This window comes from [Empedobacter] haloabium (assembly GCA_008011715.2).
Taxonomy (GTDB): domain Bacteria; phylum Pseudomonadota; class Gammaproteobacteria; order Burkholderiales; family Burkholderiaceae_D; genus Rugamonas; species Rugamonas haloabia.
Genome location: CP136508.1, coordinates 6,094,668 through 6,110,261 on the forward strand (window position 1 = coordinate 6,094,668; position 15,594 = coordinate 6,110,261).

15 protein-coding genes are annotated in these 15,594 nt (G+C 68.1%); 6 read left to right on the forward strand and 9 right to left on the reverse strand.

The features are described from left to right. Nucleotide 1 precedes the first annotated feature (1 nt). The 9 genes from E7V67_026520 to E7V67_026560 form a co-directional block, all read right to left on the reverse strand. On the reverse strand, nucleotides 2-616 hold the full coding sequence (locus E7V67_026520; protein ID WUR13200.1) for a M15 family metallopeptidase: 615 nt from the start codon (nucleotides 614-616) through the stop codon (nucleotides 2-4). After that, a complete protein-coding gene (locus tag E7V67_026525) occupies nucleotides 613-1,515 on the reverse strand; it encodes a LysR substrate-binding domain-containing protein (protein WUR13201.1) in 903 nt (300 codons plus the stop codon). Before E7V67_026525 ends, E7V67_026520 begins: the two co-directional genes overlap by 4 nt. A gap of 13 nt (nucleotides 1,516-1,528) precedes the next feature. Further along, nucleotides 1,529-2,383, reverse strand: a complete 855-nt coding sequence (locus tag E7V67_026530) for an N-acetylmuramoyl-L-alanine amidase (protein ID WUR16351.1) — start codon at nucleotides 2,381-2,383, stop codon at nucleotides 1,529-1,531. 12 nt (nucleotides 2,384-2,395) lie between these two features. Continuing rightward, complete coding sequence (locus E7V67_026535; protein ID WUR13202.1) at nucleotides 2,396-3,307, reverse strand: BadF/BadG/BcrA/BcrD ATPase family protein; 912 nt, start codon at nucleotides 3,305-3,307, stop codon at nucleotides 2,396-2,398. Between the two features lie 56 nt (nucleotides 3,308-3,363). After that, nucleotides 3,364-4,992 (reverse strand): family 10 glycosylhydrolase, encoded by a 1,629-nt coding sequence (locus E7V67_026540; protein WUR13203.1) that lies wholly within the window; start codon nucleotides 4,990-4,992, stop codon nucleotides 3,364-3,366. Between the two features lie 72 nt (nucleotides 4,993-5,064). Next, on the reverse strand, nucleotides 5,065-6,351 hold the full coding sequence (locus E7V67_026545; protein WUR13204.1) for an MFS transporter: 1,287 nt from the start codon (nucleotides 6,349-6,351) through the stop codon (nucleotides 5,065-5,067). Between the two features lie 53 nt (nucleotides 6,352-6,404). Continuing rightward, nucleotides 6,405-7,286: an N-acetylmuramic acid 6-phosphate etherase gene (locus E7V67_026550; GenBank protein WUR13205.1), complete on the reverse strand. Its 882-nt coding sequence runs from the start codon at nucleotides 7,284-7,286 to the stop codon at nucleotides 6,405-6,407. A 100-nt stretch (nucleotides 7,287-7,386) separates the two neighbouring features. Further along, nucleotides 7,387-8,115 (reverse strand): GntR family transcriptional regulator, encoded by a 729-nt coding sequence (locus tag E7V67_026555; protein WUR13206.1) that lies wholly within the window; start codon nucleotides 8,113-8,115, stop codon nucleotides 7,387-7,389. Between the two features lie 93 nt (nucleotides 8,116-8,208). Continuing rightward, on the reverse strand, nucleotides 8,209-8,559 hold the full coding sequence (locus tag E7V67_026560; protein ID WUR13207.1) for a hypothetical protein: 351 nt from the start codon (nucleotides 8,557-8,559) through the stop codon (nucleotides 8,209-8,211). A 230-nt stretch (nucleotides 8,560-8,789) separates the two neighbouring features. On the opposite strand from E7V67_026560, the gene E7V67_026565 reads away from it, so the two are divergent. From E7V67_026565 to bioF, 6 genes are all read left to right on the forward strand, one after another. Next, nucleotides 8,790-10,055, forward strand: coding sequence for a D-amino acid dehydrogenase (locus E7V67_026565; protein WUR13208.1), 1,266 nt, complete (start codon nucleotides 8,790-8,792; stop codon nucleotides 10,053-10,055). A gap of 124 nt (nucleotides 10,056-10,179) precedes the next feature. Further along, a complete protein-coding gene (locus E7V67_026570) occupies nucleotides 10,180-10,638 on the forward strand; it encodes a YchJ family metal-binding protein (protein ID WUR13209.1) in 459 nt (152 codons plus the stop codon). Between the two features lie 10 nt (nucleotides 10,639-10,648). Beyond that, entirely contained in the window at nucleotides 10,649-12,271 is a 1,623-nt protein-coding gene (locus E7V67_026575) for a carboxyl transferase domain-containing protein (protein ID WUR13210.1), read from the forward strand. 10 nt (nucleotides 12,272-12,281) lie between these two features. Next, on the forward strand, nucleotides 12,282-13,067 hold the full coding sequence (locus tag E7V67_026580; protein ID WUR13211.1) for an enoyl-CoA hydratase/isomerase family protein: 786 nt from the start codon (nucleotides 12,282-12,284) through the stop codon (nucleotides 13,065-13,067). A gap of 10 nt (nucleotides 13,068-13,077) precedes the next feature. Continuing rightward, nucleotides 13,078-14,412: an adenosylmethionine--8-amino-7-oxononanoate transaminase gene (bioA, locus tag E7V67_026585; protein ID WUR13212.1), complete on the forward strand. Its 1,335-nt coding sequence runs from the start codon at nucleotides 13,078-13,080 to the stop codon at nucleotides 14,410-14,412. Further along, entirely contained in the window at nucleotides 14,409-15,593 is a 1,185-nt protein-coding gene (gene bioF / locus E7V67_026590; GenBank protein WUR13213.1) for an 8-amino-7-oxononanoate synthase, read from the forward strand. The genes bioA and bioF overlap by 4 nt, the downstream gene beginning before the upstream one ends. Nucleotide 15,594: the final 1 nt, after the last annotated feature.

The window sequence follows — 15,594 nt, forward strand, 5'->3', positions numbered from 1 at the left end:
CTTACAATACCCGAATAAACCCTGCCCGCACCGCCACCCGGTCGCCGCAATCGAAGTGCCACCACTCGCTGTTAATGCCGACAAAGCCGGCACCGAACATCGCATCGCGCAGCAACTGCCGGTTGGCGACCTGCCGCGCCGTCAATTCGCCGCGCGCCAGCATTTCCGCTTCCAGCACCGGATGCGAGCGCTCGCTCATGTCGTCGAAGCCGGTGCCCATGTCCAGCTCGCGCCCGGCCTCATCGAGGATCGTCACGTCCACCGCCATGCCGTACGAGTGAATGGAGCCGCGGATCGGGTCGGCCAGGTACATGCGCAGGTCGGTGCCCGCCAGCGCGTCCCACAGCTGTTCCTGCACGCGGTGCGGGCGCAGCGCGTCCAGGATCAGCAGCGTATGGCCGGGCCGCGCGGCCGCCAGCCAGGCTACGGCGCGTTCGATGGCGGCGGCCGCGTCGCGGTGCAGCCAGGCGCAGTCGAGCGGCGAGTACAGGTCGCGCCCGACGAAGTTGTCGCGGCTGGCGTAGCGCAGGTCGACGGCGATGCCGGCGATCGTCGACAGGTGGCGGAACTCGGGACAAGCCGGCACCTGTTCGCTGGTCAGGGTGCGCGTGGTCATGATGGCGTGTCCAGGCAGGCCAGCGCCGCCGCGCCGATGGCATCGGCCAGCTGGCGCGCGCCATGCGACAGCGGCGCGTGGCCGGCGGTCAGCAGGTACAGCCGGATTGGAATGGCCGGTGCCAGTGGCCGACGCTGTATGCGGCCCGGCTGCGCGGCGGCGGCCGTGAACGGATCGACGACGGCCATGCCGCCGCCCGCCTCCACCAGCGAGCGCGCGATCTGGTAGGTTTGCACCACGGTGCGGAACACCGGATGCACGTCTTGCGCCTCGCAGGCGGCCAGCAGCAATTCGCCCAGCGGGTCGTTGTCGGCATAGCCCACCAGTTCTGCCTGCAGGCCGGACGGCGACAGCGGCGTCGCCAGCTCCTCGACGGTCCACGTACCGGCAGGCGCGATGACGGTCATCACACCCTGCGCCAGCGGCTCGGCCACGATGCCGGGATGGCGCGGGTCCTGCAGCGACAGCGCCAGGTCCGCTTCGCCCAGGCGCAGCATGTTGACAATTTCGCTGGTGTGGTGCGTCGCCAGCTCGCAGCGCGTGTCCGGAAACGCGCGGCGCCAGCGGTTCATCGCGGGCGGCAGCACGCTGCCGGCGATCGTTGGCGTGCAGACCAGCCGGATCGTTTCGAGCGCGCCTGTCTTCAGGCTCGCGGCGAGGCGGCGGATGCCCTGCAGGTCGCGGTGCAGCTTCTCCGTTTCAGCAAAGAGGCGGTGCGCTTCCGGCGTCGGATACAGCTTGCCGCGCACCCGTTCGAACAGCGGCATGCCCAGCTGCAGCTCGCAATGCTGCAGCACCTTGGTGACGGCGGGCTGCGAGATGTGCAGGACCTGGGCCGCGCCGCTGATGGTGCCGACCTGCATGATCGCGTGGAACACCTCGATATGACGCAGCCGCATGGCAGTCCTTCCGCTACTGCGCGGCCGCAGTGGCCGGCGCTGGCGCCGGCTGCGCGATCTTCGGTTTCGGTGCCGTCAGCACGTCCAGGATCGCGGCGCTTTCCGCGTCCGGCACGCCGTCGAAGTTGGCTTGGCGGTACTTGGTCTGGAACGCCACCAGCACGTTGTGCGTGGCCTGGTCGAACACGCCCGTCTGCGGCACCGCGTAGCCGTGCTGCGCCAGGCGCTTCTGGAACCATACCGCATCGGGGACGTTGTTCTCGTACTTGGTGCGCATCGCCGCCACCAGGCTGGCCTCCGGCCACGCCACCAGGCCTGCGTCCGCCAGCTGCTTCCACGGGAACAGCGGGCCCGGGTCCTGCTTGCGCTGCGGCGCGATGTCGGAGTGGCCCAGGATGTTCTCCGGCGCCACCTGGTGACGGGCGACGATATCCTTCAACAGCGGAACCAGCAGGTCGATCTGCGCCTGCGGGAACGGGTAATAGGTGCGCTTGCCGTCCGGCGTTTCCGTGAAACCGGGATTGACGATCTCGATGCCGATCGAGCTGTTGTTCAGGTTCGTGTAGTTCTTCCAGCTGGACAGGCCGGCGTGCCAGGCCGAATTCTTCTCGTCCACCAGGCCGTAGATCTTCGGCGTCGCGCCATCGGTCAGCAGGTAGTGCGCCGACACCTCCTTCTCCGTCAGCAGCATGATCGAGCGCTGCACATCCGCGACCGTGTAGTGCAGCACGACGAAGCGTACGCGGCTGTTCTGGCCTTTCGAGACCAGGCTGCGGTCGATCGTTGGCCCGCCCGGCGGTGGCGCCGTCGCGCAACCGGCCAGCAGCGCCAGCACGGCAAGGGTGGAAGCAAAGGGCAGTCGTTTCATCATCGGTGTCAATCAGTGGTGGGCCGGGCCGCCAGACGGGCCGCGGCGAGAATGGGGTTGGGCGGTGCGATGCGTCAGCGCCTGCGGGTCAGGCACGGCTGCGCGCATCGTTTCGTGAATCAGCGGATGCAGCGCGGCGGCACGGCCGGCCAGCACGATGGGACGTGGTCCGAAGCGCGCGACCAGGGCGCGCGCCAGCCGCGCCAGTTCCATGCCGGCGCCTTGCAGGATGGCGCGGGCCTCTTCGTCCACGTCGGCGCTGCGCGCCACGGCGAGGGCCAGCTGGCCGATCTCGCCGCGCTCGCGCCCGTAGATGAACTGGCGCGAATACGACCAGTCGCTGCCGCCCACGTGCTCGAACACGGCACGGGCCAGTGCCGAATGCTGCCAGGCGCCCGGCGTTTCGTCCTCGCGCCGCCAGATCAGGCGCATCGCCTCGCGCGCGATCCAGAAACCGCCGCCGCCATCGTCGAGCACGACGCCACGGCCGCCGGCCCGGTGCAAGGTGCCGTCCGGGTCGATGTAGGCGGCGATCGAGCCCGTGCCCGCATAGACGAGGTAGCCGGCGCCGGGCGCGAAACTGTCCAGGTAGGCGATTTCGATGTCGTTGCACAGGCTGATGGCATCGCCCGCCACGTCCAGCAGTTGCGCCAGCCAGTCCGTCAGCACGGCGCTGTCGCCGCCAAAGCCGGTCAGCCCGGCGCAGATGCGCGCAGGCCGGCCATGGGCCAGCACCTGCGCCGCCAGTGCGGCAAACACGGCCTGCAACCGCTCGCGCCCGGCCGGGCTGGCCATCTGCAGTGCCGACATGCCGGCCACGTGGCCGGCGGCGACGATGCCGCCGTCCGGCCGTGCCAGTGCCCAGCGGGTTTCGGTGCCGCCGGCGTCGATGCCCAGGCCCAGGTCGGAAGCGGAACGGTCCATAATCGTCGAGTGTACGGCCAATCGCCGGCGGCTGCCGGCGTCAGGTTGTCATCATGCTACAGCCTGGCGCTGGCGCGCGGGCTCTCGTTGCCCAGCCGGTCCACCGCCGTGACGACGACGGAGCGGGCGGGCACGCCGCCATCGTCGGCCAGCACCACTTCGCCACGGCTGGCCGCGGCCGTCGTGAAGCGCCATTCGTCGCCGTAGCGGGCCCAGATCGCGTACTGCACGGCGTTCTTCGGCGTGGTCAGGCTGACGGTCAGGCCGTTGGCGCCACGCTTCAGGGCCACCGTCGGCGCCGGCGGCGCCTGGTCGCCCAGCCAAGGCGAGGCGGGAATCAACGCGGCGCTCTGGTAACTGTTGCGTTTGAGCTTGTCGGCCAGGCCCGCGCGGTTCTGCATCAGTGCCGCCATGCTGAAGTGCACGTGGCCGTTGACGGTGGGGCGCATGCGCGTCACGTCGATCTGCTGCACGATCTCGTCGGCGCTGAACGGCTTCGTGCTGCCGTCCGCCGTCTTGCTGGTGAAGATGCCGGGCCAGACATGGCGCGCATGGGTGTTCTGCGCCAGCCAGTAATCCAGCAACACCGGGAAGGCCTGCGGCGCCTGCGCGATCGGCCAGTACAGCTGCGGCGCCAGGTAGTCGAGCCAGCCCTTCTGCAGCCAGGTCTCGGCGTCCGCATACAGCTTGTCGTACTGCGAGAAGCCGGCGATGCCGGGCGGGCGGCGGTCCGGCCGGCCGATGCCGAACGGGCTGATGCCGAACTTGACCCAGGCCTTTTCGCGGTGAATGCCGGTGTAGATGGCTTCGATCAGCTTATCGACGTTCTGGCGCCGCCAGCTGGGGCGATCCAGTTTGCCGCCGCCCTGCACATAACGCTGCCACGAAGGCTGGTCGGGGAACTCCACTTCCGGCTTCTGCCAGGCCGGCACGTCCAGCGCGGCGGCTTCCGCGCCGGTGGCGCTGGGCGCCTCGATCGGATACGGATAGAAATAATCGTCGATATGCACGCCGTCGATGTCGTAGCGGCGCACCACGTCGAGGATGACCTCCAGGGTGTGGCGCGACGCCGCTTCCTCGCCCGGGTCCATCCACAGGTATTTGCCGTATTTTTTTACGGCCTGCGGTTGGGTATTGGCGATATGTTCCTTCGCCAGCGGCGAACGGGCCGCCGAGTGGCGCGCGCGGTAGGGATTGAACCACGCGTGCAGCTCCAGGCCACGCAGGTGCGCCTGCGCCACCCAGAACTGCAACGGGTCCCACGCCGGTTGCGGCTCCTTGCCCTGCTTGCCGGTCAGGTATTCCGACCATGGCTCCAGGGGAGACGGATAGATCGCGTCCGCGCTGGGGCGCACCTGCAGCACGATGGCGTTCAGGTTCAGGGCCTTGGCGCGGTCCAGGATCGCCAGCGCCTCGGCCTGCTGCTTCGCCGGCGGCAGGTTGCTGCGGCTGGGCCAGTCGATATTGGCGACCGTGGAGACCCAGGCGGCGCGGAACTCGCGCGGCGCCGGCGGCGGCTGCTCGCCCGTGAAGTGGGGCGGCTCGTGGCTGACCACGGGCACGCCGGCCGCGCCGGGACCGGGCCGCGGCGGCGTCGTCGTGCATGCCGCCAGAATCGCCGCCAGCCCGCCGGCGGCACCCGCGGCCAGGGTCAGCCGCTTTTTCGCATTGAAAGCCAAAACCATACCTCGTCGTATCAAACCGCGCCCGCTGGCGCAGCGCGGTATTGTAATCGCTGCCTTTACCCCACCCCTGCCCTATTCGCGTCCGAACGCCGGATCGACCTTGATCAGCGCCGTCATGATGAAGGCCGGGATCGTGGCCAGGCAGACCCAGATGAAGAAATGCTGGTAGCCCAGCCACTGCTGCAGATAGCCGCTGGCCATCTGCGGCACCATCATCCCGAGGGCCATGAAGCCGGTGCAGATGGCGTAGTGGGCCGTCTTGTGCTCGCCGTCCGCCACCATGATCATGAACATCATGTACGAGGTAAAACCGAGGCCGTAGCCGAACTGCTCGACCGCCATCGCCACGGCGATGACGAGGATATTGTCCGGCAGCGCCGTGGACAGGTAGACGAACACCAGGTCCGGCGCGTGGATGATCAGCGCCATCGGCCACAGGCAGCGTTTCAGGCCATAGCGGGAAATCAGGACGCCGCCCAGCAGGCCCCCCACCGTCAGCGCGATGACGCCGACGGTGCCGTAGACGATGCCGACCTGGGTATTGTCCAGCCCCAGGCCGCCCTTCTCGGCCGGATCCAGTAAGAACGGCACCACCATTTTCAGCAACTGCGACTCGCCCAGGCGAAACAGCAGCAGGAAGCCGAGAATGGTGACGATGCCCTTCTTGCGGAAGAACGACACGAAGGTGGCGAAGAACTCGCCGGCGCCGCCGCCGGACGAGCGCACCGGGCCATCGGTGGCCGGGTGCGGCAGTACGAACAAGTGGTACACGGCCAGCACGGCAAAGACACTGGCCAGCAGCGCGAAGATGATGGCCCAGGCGAGATGGGCGTCGCCGGTCTGGCGGATCAGGAAGCCGGACAGGGCCACCAGCACGCCCTGCCCCGTGATGTTGGCGAGGCGGTAGAAGGTGCTGCGCACGCCGACAAACGCGGCCTGCTGCTTCTGCGCCAGCGCCAGCATGTAAAAGCCGTCGGCCGCGATGTCGTGCGTGGCGGAACTGAACGCCATCAGCCACAGCACCGCCAGGCTGGCCTGGAAGAATGCGGGCAGGTGCGTCGTGAACGCGACCAGGGCGAAGGCGACGGCGATCGCGGTCTGCAGCGTGACGACCCAGCGCCGCTTGGTGCCGAACATGTCGACGACGGGCGCCCACAGCGGCTTGATCACCCAGGGCAGGTACAACCAGGAAGTATAGAAGGCGATGTCGGCGTTGGAAAAGCCGGTGTTCTTGTACATCACCAGCGCCAGGGTCATCGCCGTGAAGTAGGGTATGCCCTGGCCGAAGTACAGGGTGGGAATCCAGGCCCAGGGGTTGCGCGGTGCCGCCGTGGCGGCACCCTTGATTGCTGCGTCCATCACATCCTTGTCTCGTTATCGTTGCCGCGGGATGCGCGCGGCCCCGCCGCGGCTTATCCGTCCACGGCCGCGCGCAGGCTGCCACCGGCACGCGCCAGCAGCGCCGCCGCCTGCTCCACCGGCACCTGACGCCGCAGGGCGACGATCGCCACCTTGACATGATGGCCACACGCCTCCAGCGTGGCGCGGGCCGCCGCTTCGTCCGCGCCCGTCGCATGCATCGTCAGGCGCAACGCGCGCGCGTACAGCTTGGCGTTGGTGGGTTTCAAGTCTACCATCAAGTTTCCATACACCTTGTGCAGGCGCACCATGATGGCGCTGGAAATGGTGTTCAGCGCGATTTTCTGCGACGTTCCCGCTTTCAGGCGCGTGCTGCCGGAGATGATCTCGGACCCGGTGTCCAGCGTGATGCCGATCGCCGCCTCGTTTGCCAGCGGCGAGCCGGCGTTGTTGGCGATGCCGATCGTCAGGGCGCCCGCCTTGCGGGCCGTGTGCAGCGCGCCCAGCACGTAGGGCGTGGCGCCGGACGCCGCCAGCAGCAGCACCACGTCGCGCTCGCCCGGCTGCGCGGCACCCATGTCGCGCCCGCCCTGGTCGTAGTCGTCCTCGGCGCCCTCCACGGCGACGAACATGGCGCTCTGGCCGCCGGCCAGCAGCGCGACGGCGCGTTCGTGCGGCCAGGAGAAGGTCGGGTACAGCTCGACGCTGTCCAGCACCCCGAGCCGGCCCGAGGTGCCGGCACCCACGTACAGCAGCCGTCCGCCCGCCTCGATGCGCGGCACGGCCGCCTCGACGGCGCGAGCGATGCGGGGCACGGCGTTGCGCACGGCCTGCACGGCATTGAACTGGTCGTCGACAAATGCGGCCACCAATTCCGGCACGGGGTACTGGTCCAGCAACGGATGTTGTGGACTGGGGGTTTCGGTTTTCAGCATCGGCATCTTCATCCGTTGATACGGATTCAGTGTAATACCGGAACCCCCATGCTTGCGTATGAAACGTACTGTGCGGGGCATTCCTGCAAGTTATGCCAGGTCAGCCGCGCCGCATTTCCGCCACAAAGTCGTAGTGATCGCTGCGGCAGTACGAGTGCGTCAGCTCCACCGCTTCGCCCGAGGCCAGGTAGGCGATGCGGGTGATGAACAGCACGGCCTGCCCTTCCGGCACGTCCAGCTGGCGCGCCAGCTCGGCCGACGCATTCATCGCGCGGATGTGCTGCAGGGCGCGCACCGGCGCTTTGCCGCTCTTTTCCAGAAACTGGTACAGCGAATCGCCGACGGCCTCCGGCTGCGGTACCACGCTGTAGGGCAGCACGCTGACCTCGTAGGCCATCGCCACGTCGTCGGCCAGGCGCAGGCGCTCCAGCCGGGCCACCTTGCTGTGCGGCGACAGCCCCAGGCTCATCTGCTCATCGGCGCTGGCCGTGACGATCTCGCGCTTCAGCCAGCGCGAACCGGGCTTGTAGCCGCGCTGCTGCAGCTGCTCGGAAAAGCTGGACAGGTTCGACAGCGGCTGCTCGATGCGCGGCGCGATGTAGTTGCCGGAACCGCGCCGGCGCACCACCAGGCCCTGCTCGACCAGCTGGTCGATGGCCTTGCGCGCCGTCACACGCGAGACGTTCAGCAACTCGGACAGCGTGCGTTCCGAGGGTAAGGCCTGGTCGACCTGGTAGCGGCCGGCCCGCACGTCGTCGGTCAGCTTGCGCGCGATCTGCATGTACAGCGGTGAATTGTCGGTGGTGTCTTGCTGGTCTTGCACGGTCATTACCCTTCTCCTGGAGGTGGTAGTGTACCGGCGTTGCAGAACGACCTGTCAAAAGCTGCAAATGAAAATTGACGCGGCCTGTATAACGGCGGCTCATGCGCGGGTCTGCGGCACGCGTACCAGCGTGCGTCGCAGCAGCCGATAACCCTGCCGCGTGCGGTAGCGCAGGCGGCAGACCAGCATGTCGCCGGGTGGCGTGCGCACGATCACGGTCACCGTGTCGCCGGCCACGCGCAGCAGTGCGCCACCGGGCGCCGGCAGGGCCAGGGCGGTGGCCATGGTTGTCACCAGTTCGCCCGGCACGGCGCTGGTGTGCAGCGCGGCGTGGCCCAAGCGGGTGCCGCGGCCGTCGAGCCGGATCAGGCGCACGGTGGCACCGTCGACATGCACGCTGGTGCGATCGCCGTTCGGGTGCAGCGCGACCGCGGCCGGCTGGCCACTCATCGGGCGCACGGCGCGCCGGACAACGGCGGCGCGACAGGTAATGGCAGGCGGGGCATGGCGGCTCTCGGGCAATGGGGTGACTATTGTAAAAATATCCACTGCCGGGTATTGGCGGATTTCGTAAGCAAATGTCGCGAAATTGTCGCGCTGTCGTGCATCACCGCAGGTTATGCCTCGCCCATCAGCATTCATTGGCAGCGTTGCACCGGTAGCGCGTAAGCTCGTCCACCATGTTTGAAACCATTCATTCTTCCAGCCAGCACGCGCTGGTCATCGGCGGCGGCGTGGTCGGCCTGACCAGCGCCTGGTGGCTGATGGAGGCGGGCTTTCGCGTCACCTTGCTGGAACGCGCGCCGGATGTCGGGCTGGGCGCCAGCTACCGCAATGGCGGGCAACTGAGCTACCGGTATGTATCGCCGCTGGCCGATGCCGGCGTGCCGCTGAAAGCCTTGCGGTGGCTGTTCCAGGCGGATGGACCGCTGCGCTTCCGCCCGGAGGCGGACTGGCGCCAATGGCGCTGGCTGGCGGCCTTCCTGGCCAACTGCAATGCCACCAGCAACCGGCGCACGACGTCGAAACTGCTGGAGCTGGGTGAACTGAGCCGGCGCAGGATGGCGCAGCTGGCCGTGCACGTGCCGTTATCCGAATTCGGCTGGCGCGAGGCCGGCAAGCTGGTCGTGTATCGCAGCCGGACGCTGTTCGACGCGGTCGTGGCGCGCCCCGATCCCGGCAACGCGCGCCGTGTCGTCAGCGCGGCCGAGATGGCGCGACTGGAGCCGGCGTTGGCGCAGCTGGCGCCGCAACTGGCCGGCGGCATCTATAACGCGGGCGAGGCAGTGGCCGACTGCCATGCCTTCTGCGTGGCGCTGGCCGCGCGGCTGCGCGAGCATCCCCGTTTCGAGGGCATCGTGCACGGGCGTGCCACCAGCCTGTTCGTGGAGGACGGCCACATCGCCGGCGTGGAGACGGATGAAGGCTGGCTGCAGGCCGACCAGTACGTGCTGGCGGCCGGCATCCACAGCCGCGACCTGGCGGCCAGCGCCGGCATCGGCCTGCCGCTGTATCCCTTGAAAGGCTACAGCCTGACGGCGCCGATCCGCCCCGGCGACGTGGCGCCCGCCATCAGCGTCACCGATTTCGAGCGCAAGACCTTATACGCCCGCATCGGCGACCAGCTGCGCGTGGCCGCGATGGTGGACCTGGTGGGCGACGACCCGGCGCTGGACGCCCGCCGCGTGACCGGCCTGACGCGCCTGGCGCGCGAATCGCTGCCCAAGGCGGCCGACTACACGCAGGTGGAAGCCTGGGCCGGCCTGCGCCCGGCCACGCCGAACAGTGCCCCGCTGCTGGGCCGCACCCGCCACGCCAACCTGTGGCTGAACGTGGGCCACGGCCCGCTCGGCTTCACGTTCGCCTGCGGCACCGCCTCCATCCTCGCCGACCTGATGCGCGGCGAGGCGCCACCGTTCGCCCTCGACTTCCTGGCCTGGAAATAGTTGCCCAGAAAATGGGGACAGACCCCATTTTTCCTGCATTCCCGGACTGTCCCGGATTTTTCCGACGCAGACACCCGCGACCGATATGGCGGATAATGTCGGCTTTACATTGTCCGACTTGCAAATGTCCAAATCGAAACCGCCCGCCGGCTGCCCCTGCGGCGGGCCCGCGCTGGCGACCTGCTGCGGCCCCTTTCTCGACGGCTGGCTGGACCCGGCCCGGCAACCGCCCACGGCCCAGGCGCTGATGCGCTCGCGCTATACGGCCTACACGCTGGGCAACGAGCCGTATCTGCTGGCGACGTGGCACCCCAGCACCCGGCCGACCGAGCGCATTATCGACCCCGAGGAGTCGTTGCAGTGGCTGGGACTTGAGGTAAAATCTGCTTTACGTTTACGTCAACGTAAAGTAGAACCGGCGAACCCGGACGAGGATTTCGTCGAATTCGTCGCCCGCTTCCGCGTCGCCGGCAAAGGCCAGCGCCTGCATGAAGTGAGCCGCTTCCTGCGTGAGCCGGACCCGGCCCTGGGTGGCGCCGCGCGCTGGTTCTATGTGGACGGAGAATTTCCAGAAAAAGCATAAAGGGGACCGAATGCCGCACATCGAAAGCAAACTCAATTCGCGCAGCGAAGACTTCAAGGCCAACGCGGCCGCCATGCAGGCGCTGGTCGACGACCTGCGCAGCAAGGTGGCCAAGGTCGCGCAGGGCGGCGGCGAAGCCGCCAGCGCGAAACACGTCGCCCGCGGCAAGCTGCTGCCGCGCGACCGCGTCCAGATGCTGCTCGATCCCGGCACCCCCTTCCTCGAATTTTCCCAGCTGGCCGCCTTCGACATGTACAAGGAAGCCAGCGGCATTGATGCGGCGCCGTCGGCCGGCATCATCACCGGCGTCGGCCGCGTGGCGGGCCAGGAATGCGTCATCGTCTGCAACGACGCCACCGTCAAGGGCGGCACCTACTACCCGATGACGGTCAAGAAGCACCTGCGCGCGCAGGAGATCGCCGAGCAGAACAACCTGCCGTGCATCTACCTGGTCGACTCGGGCGGCGCCAACCTGCCGAACCAGGACGACGTGTTCCCCGACCGCGACCACTTCGGCCGCATCTTCTACAACCAGGCCAACCTGTCGGCCAAGGGAATTCCGCAGATCGCCGTCGTGATGGGTTCCTGCACGGCCGGCGGCGCCTATGTGCCGGCGATGAGCGACGAGTCGATCATCGTCAAGGAGCAGGGCACCATCTTCCTGGGCGGCCCGCCGCTGGTGAAGGCGGCCACCGGTGAGGTGGTCAGCGCCGAGGACCTGGGCGGCGGCGACGTGCACACGCGCCTCTCCGGCGTGGTCGATCACCTGGCGCAAAACGACATGCATGCGCTGTCGCTGGCGCGCACCATCGTCTCGAACCTGAACCGCCAGAAGCCGCAGCAGGCGCCGGTGCGCGAAGTGGTCGAGCCGAAGTACGCGCCCGAAGAGCTGTACGGCGTGATCCCGGTCGATACGCGCAAGCCGTTCGACATCCGCGAGGTCATCGCCCGCATCGTCGACGGCAGCGAATTCGACGAGTTCAAGGCCCGCTACGGCACCACGCTGGTGTGCGGCTTCGCCCACATCTACGGCATGAAGGTCGGCATCATCGCCAACAACGGCATCCTGTTCTCCGAGTCCGCCTTGAAGGGCACGCACTTCATCGAGCTGTGCTGCCAGCGCAAGATCCCGCTCGTGTTCCTGCAAAATATCACCGGCTTCATGGTGGGCCGCAAGTACGAGAACGAGGGCATCGCCCGCAACGGCGCCAAGATGGTGACGGCCGTCGCCACGGCGGCCGTGCCGAAATTCACCGTCATCATCGGCGGCAGCTTCGGCGCCGGCAACTACGGCATGTGCGGCCGCGCCTACTCGCCGCGCTTCCTGTGGATGTGGCCCAACGCGCGCATCTCCGTCATGGGTGGCGAACAGGCCGCCTCCGTGCTGGCCACCGTCAAGCGCGACGGCATCGAAGCCAAGGGCGGCCAATGGTCGGCGGAGGAAGAGGCGGCGTTCAAGCAGCCCATCAAGGAGCAGTACGAGCACCAGGGCCACCCGTACTACGCCAGCGCGCGCCTGTGGGACGACGGCATCATCGATCCGGCCGACACCCGCATGGTGCTCGGCCTGGGCTTGTCGGCCGCGCTGAACGCGCCGATCCCGGACACGAAGTTCGGTGTCTTCCGCATGTAAAGGAACGATCATGCATTACGAAACCCTGAACATCGACATCGCCGAGCGCCTGGCCACCGTCACGCTGGACCGGCCGGACGTGCGCAACGCCTTCAACGAGCAGACCATCGCCGAGCTGACGGCCGCCTTCACGGCGCTGGGCCAGGTCGACTCGATCGGCGCCATCGTGCTGGCCGCGAACGGCACGGCCTTCTGCGCCGGCGCGGACCTGAACTGGATGAAGAAAATGGCCGGCTACTCGCACGACGAGAACCGCGCCGACGCCATGCAGCTGGCGAACATGCTGCGCGCGATCTACCTGTGCCCCAAGCCCGTCGTGGCGAAGGTGCAGGGCGACTGCTACGCCGGCGGCATGGGCCTGGTGGCCGCCTGCGATATCGCGGTGGCCGTCGAGGAAGCCCACTTCTGCCTGAGCGAAGTGAAGCTGGGCCTGATCCCGGCCACCATTTCACCGTATGTCATCAAGGCGATGGGAGAGAACGCGGCGCGCCGCTACTTCCTCACCGCCGAACGTTTCAATGCCAGGGAGGCATTGCGCATCGGCTTCGTGCACGAGGTGGCCACGGCCGCCGCGCTGGACGGCCAGGTCGACATCATCGCGAAAGCGCTGATGGCGAACAGCCCGAACGCCGTGCGCGAGGCGAAAACGCTGGTGCGCGACATCGCCGGCCAGTCCGTCACGGACGCGCTGGTGGCGGACACCGCCCAGCGCATCGCCAGCATCCGCGCATCGAGCGAAGGGCGCGAAGGCGTCCGTTCGTTCCTCGAGAAGCGCAAGCCCTCCTGGCTCGCCTGATTAGGAGTTCTTGTTGTCGAATCAAAGCAGCGATTGGGTGTCCCGCAGCCTCACCAGCGTGTGGCACCCGTGTACGCAAATGCAGCACCACGAGACCACGCCGCTGATCCCCGTCAGCCACGGACGCGGCGCGTGGCTGTACGACCATGACGGCCGCCGTTACCTGGACGGCATCAGCTCGTGGTGGGTCAACCTGTTCGGCCACGCCAATCCGCGCATCAACGCGGCCTTGCGCGACCAGCTGGACAAGCTGGAGCACGCGATGCTGGCCGGTTTTACGCACGAGCCGGTCATCGAGCTGTCCGAGCGGCTGGCCGCCCTGACAGGCCACCGCCTGGGTCACGCGTTCTATGCGTCGGACGGGGCATCGGCCGTCGAGATCGCGCTGAAGATGAGTTTTCACTCGTGGCGCAACCGCGGCCGCGCCGAGAAACAGGAATTCGTCTGCCTGCAGGGCAGCTACCACGGCGAAACCATCGGCGCGCTGGCCGTCACGGACGTCGCGCTGTTCAAGGACGCCTACGGCCCGCTGCTGCGCGCGGCGCAGACGGTGATGTCGCCCGATGCGCGCCAGGCCCGCGCGGATGAGACGGCGCAGGACGTGGCGCGCCGCGCCGCGCAAGAAGTCGAGCGCCTGTTCGAACAGAAGGCGGACAGGATCGCCGCCATCATCGTCGAGCCGCTGGTGCAGTGCGCCGCCGGCATGGCGATGCACGATCCGCTCTACCTGCAGCTGGTACGCGCGCTGTGCGACCGCTACGGCGTGCACCTGATCCTGGACGAAATCGCCGTCGGCTGCGGCCGCACCGGCACCTTCTTCGCCTGCGAGCAGGCCGGCATCTGGCCGGACTTCGTCACGCTGTCGAAAGGCATCAGCGGCGGCTACCTGCCGCTCTCGCTCGTGCTGACCACCGACGACGTGTACCAGGCCTTCTACAGCGCCGACGTGACGCGCGGCTTCCTGCACTCGCATTCGTACACCGGCAATCCGCTGGCCTGCCGCGCCGCGCTGGCCACGCTCGACATTTTTGCGCAAGACGACGTGCTGGCCGCCAACCGCACCAAGGCCGAGCGCATCACGGCCGCGCTGGCGCCGCTGCGCGAGCACGCGCGGGTGAAAAACTTCCGGCAGCAGGGCATGATCTGGGCCTTCGACGCGATCGACGTCGACAACACGTTCTCGCGCCGCTTCTTCGCCAACGCGACGCAGCAGGAACTGCTGCTGCGCCCCATCGGCGGCACGGGCTACCTGATGCCGCCCTACATCCTGTCGGACGACGACATCGACCTGCTCGCGGCCCGTACGCTGGCCGTGTTCGACCAGACCATCGCGAGCCAACCATGAAACTGCTGAACCAACTGGAAGCGCGCCTGCACGAGCTGCACGAGCAAAGCCTGATCCGTGTGCGCAAGACGGTCGAGACGCCATGCGGCCCGCGCGTGACGGTGGACGGGCGGCCCATGCTGGCCTTCTGCAGCAACGACTACCTGGGCCTGGCCGGCCATCCGGCCGTCGTCGCCGCCTTGCAGGAGGGCGCTGAGCGGTATGGCGCCGGCAGCGGCGCGTCGCACCTGATCAGCGGCCACACCAGCGCCCACGTCGCCCTGGAGGAGCGCCTGGCGGCATTCGTCGGCCCGTACCTGGTCGAGCCGCGCGCCCTGAGCTTCTGCACCGGCTATATGGCCAACCTGGCCGTCATCACGGGACTGGCGAACGTCGACAAGGACACGGCCATCTTCAGCGAAGCGCTGAACCATGCCTCGCTGATCGACGGCGCCCGCCTGGCCCGCACCACGGTCAAGGTCTATCCGCACGCGGACCTGGAGGCGCTGGCGGCGCTGCTGGAACAGAGCACCGCCGCCAATAAAATCGTCGTCACCGACAGCGTGTTCTCGATGGATGGCGACCTGGCACCGCTGCCGGCGCTGCTAGCGCTGTGCGAGCGGCACGAGGCCTGGCTGGTGGTGGACGACGCGCACGGCTTCGGCACGCTGGGCGAGAACGGCCGTGGCGCGCTGGCGCATTTCAAGCTGCGCTCGCCCAACCTGGTCTATATGGGCACGTTGGGCAAGGCCGCCGGTGTCGGCGGCGCTTTTGTCGCCGCCCACAAGACCGTGATCGAGACGCTGATCCAGCGCGCCCGGCCCTATATCTTCACGACGGCCGCGCCGCCGGCGCTGGCCCATGCGCTGCTGACGAGCCTGGACCTCATCGCGGGCGAGGAGGGCGACCGCCGTCGCGGCCAGCTGCACGCTTTGGTGGCACAATGGCGCGATGGCCTGCGCCTGCGCCGCTGGCAGCCGCTGGCGTCCGACACGGCGATCCAGCCGGTCGTCATCGGCCGCAACGACGAGACGATGCGCGTGGCCGCCGCCCTGTACGAGCAGGGCCTGTGGGTCGGCGGCATCCGTCCGCCCACCGTCCCGGCCGATACGGCACGGCTGCGCGTCACGTTCTCGGCCGCGCACACGGCGACCGAGGTGGCGCAGCTGATCGCCGCCCTGAATCAATTGGAGAACACCTGAG

Coding starts and splice junctions, on each gene's coding strand:
- E7V67_026550 (WUR13205.1), bottom strand. CDS start 7,286: ATGCTGAAAACCGAAACCCCCAGTCCACAACATCCGTTGCTGGACCAG.
- E7V67_026520 (WUR13200.1), bottom strand. CDS start 616: ATGACCACGCGCACCCTGACCAGCGAACAGGTGCCGGCTTGTCCCGAG.
- E7V67_026530 (WUR16351.1), bottom strand. CDS start 2,383: ATGAAACGACTGCCCTTTGCTTCCACCCTTGCCGTGCTGGCGCTGCTG.
- E7V67_026560 (WUR13207.1), bottom strand. CDS start 8,559: ATGAGTGGCCAGCCGGCCGCGGTCGCGCTGCACCCGAACGGCGATCGC.
- E7V67_026565 (WUR13208.1), top strand. CDS start 8,790: ATGTTTGAAACCATTCATTCTTCCAGCCAGCACGCGCTGGTCATCGGC.
- E7V67_026545 (WUR13204.1), bottom strand. CDS start 6,351: ATGGACGCAGCAATCAAGGGTGCCGCCACGGCGGCACCGCGCAACCCC.
- E7V67_026525 (WUR13201.1), bottom strand. CDS start 1,515: ATGCGGCTGCGTCATATCGAGGTGTTCCACGCGATCATGCAGGTCGGC.
- E7V67_026580 (WUR13211.1), top strand. CDS start 12,282: ATGCATTACGAAACCCTGAACATCGACATCGCCGAGCGCCTGGCCACC.
- E7V67_026535 (WUR13202.1), bottom strand. CDS start 3,307: ATGGACCGTTCCGCTTCCGACCTGGGCCTGGGCATCGACGCCGGCGGC.
- E7V67_026540 (WUR13203.1), bottom strand. CDS start 4,992: ATGGTTTTGGCTTTCAATGCGAAAAAGCGGCTGACCCTGGCCGCGGGT.
- E7V67_026555 (WUR13206.1), bottom strand. CDS start 8,115: ATGACCGTGCAAGACCAGCAAGACACCACCGACAATTCACCGCTGTAC.
- E7V67_026570 (WUR13209.1), top strand. CDS start 10,180: ATGTCCAAATCGAAACCGCCCGCCGGCTGCCCCTGCGGCGGGCCCGCG.
- bioF (WUR13213.1), top strand. CDS start 14,409: ATGAAACTGCTGAACCAACTGGAAGCGCGCCTGCACGAGCTGCACGAG.
- E7V67_026575 (WUR13210.1), top strand. CDS start 10,649: ATGCCGCACATCGAAAGCAAACTCAATTCGCGCAGCGAAGACTTCAAG.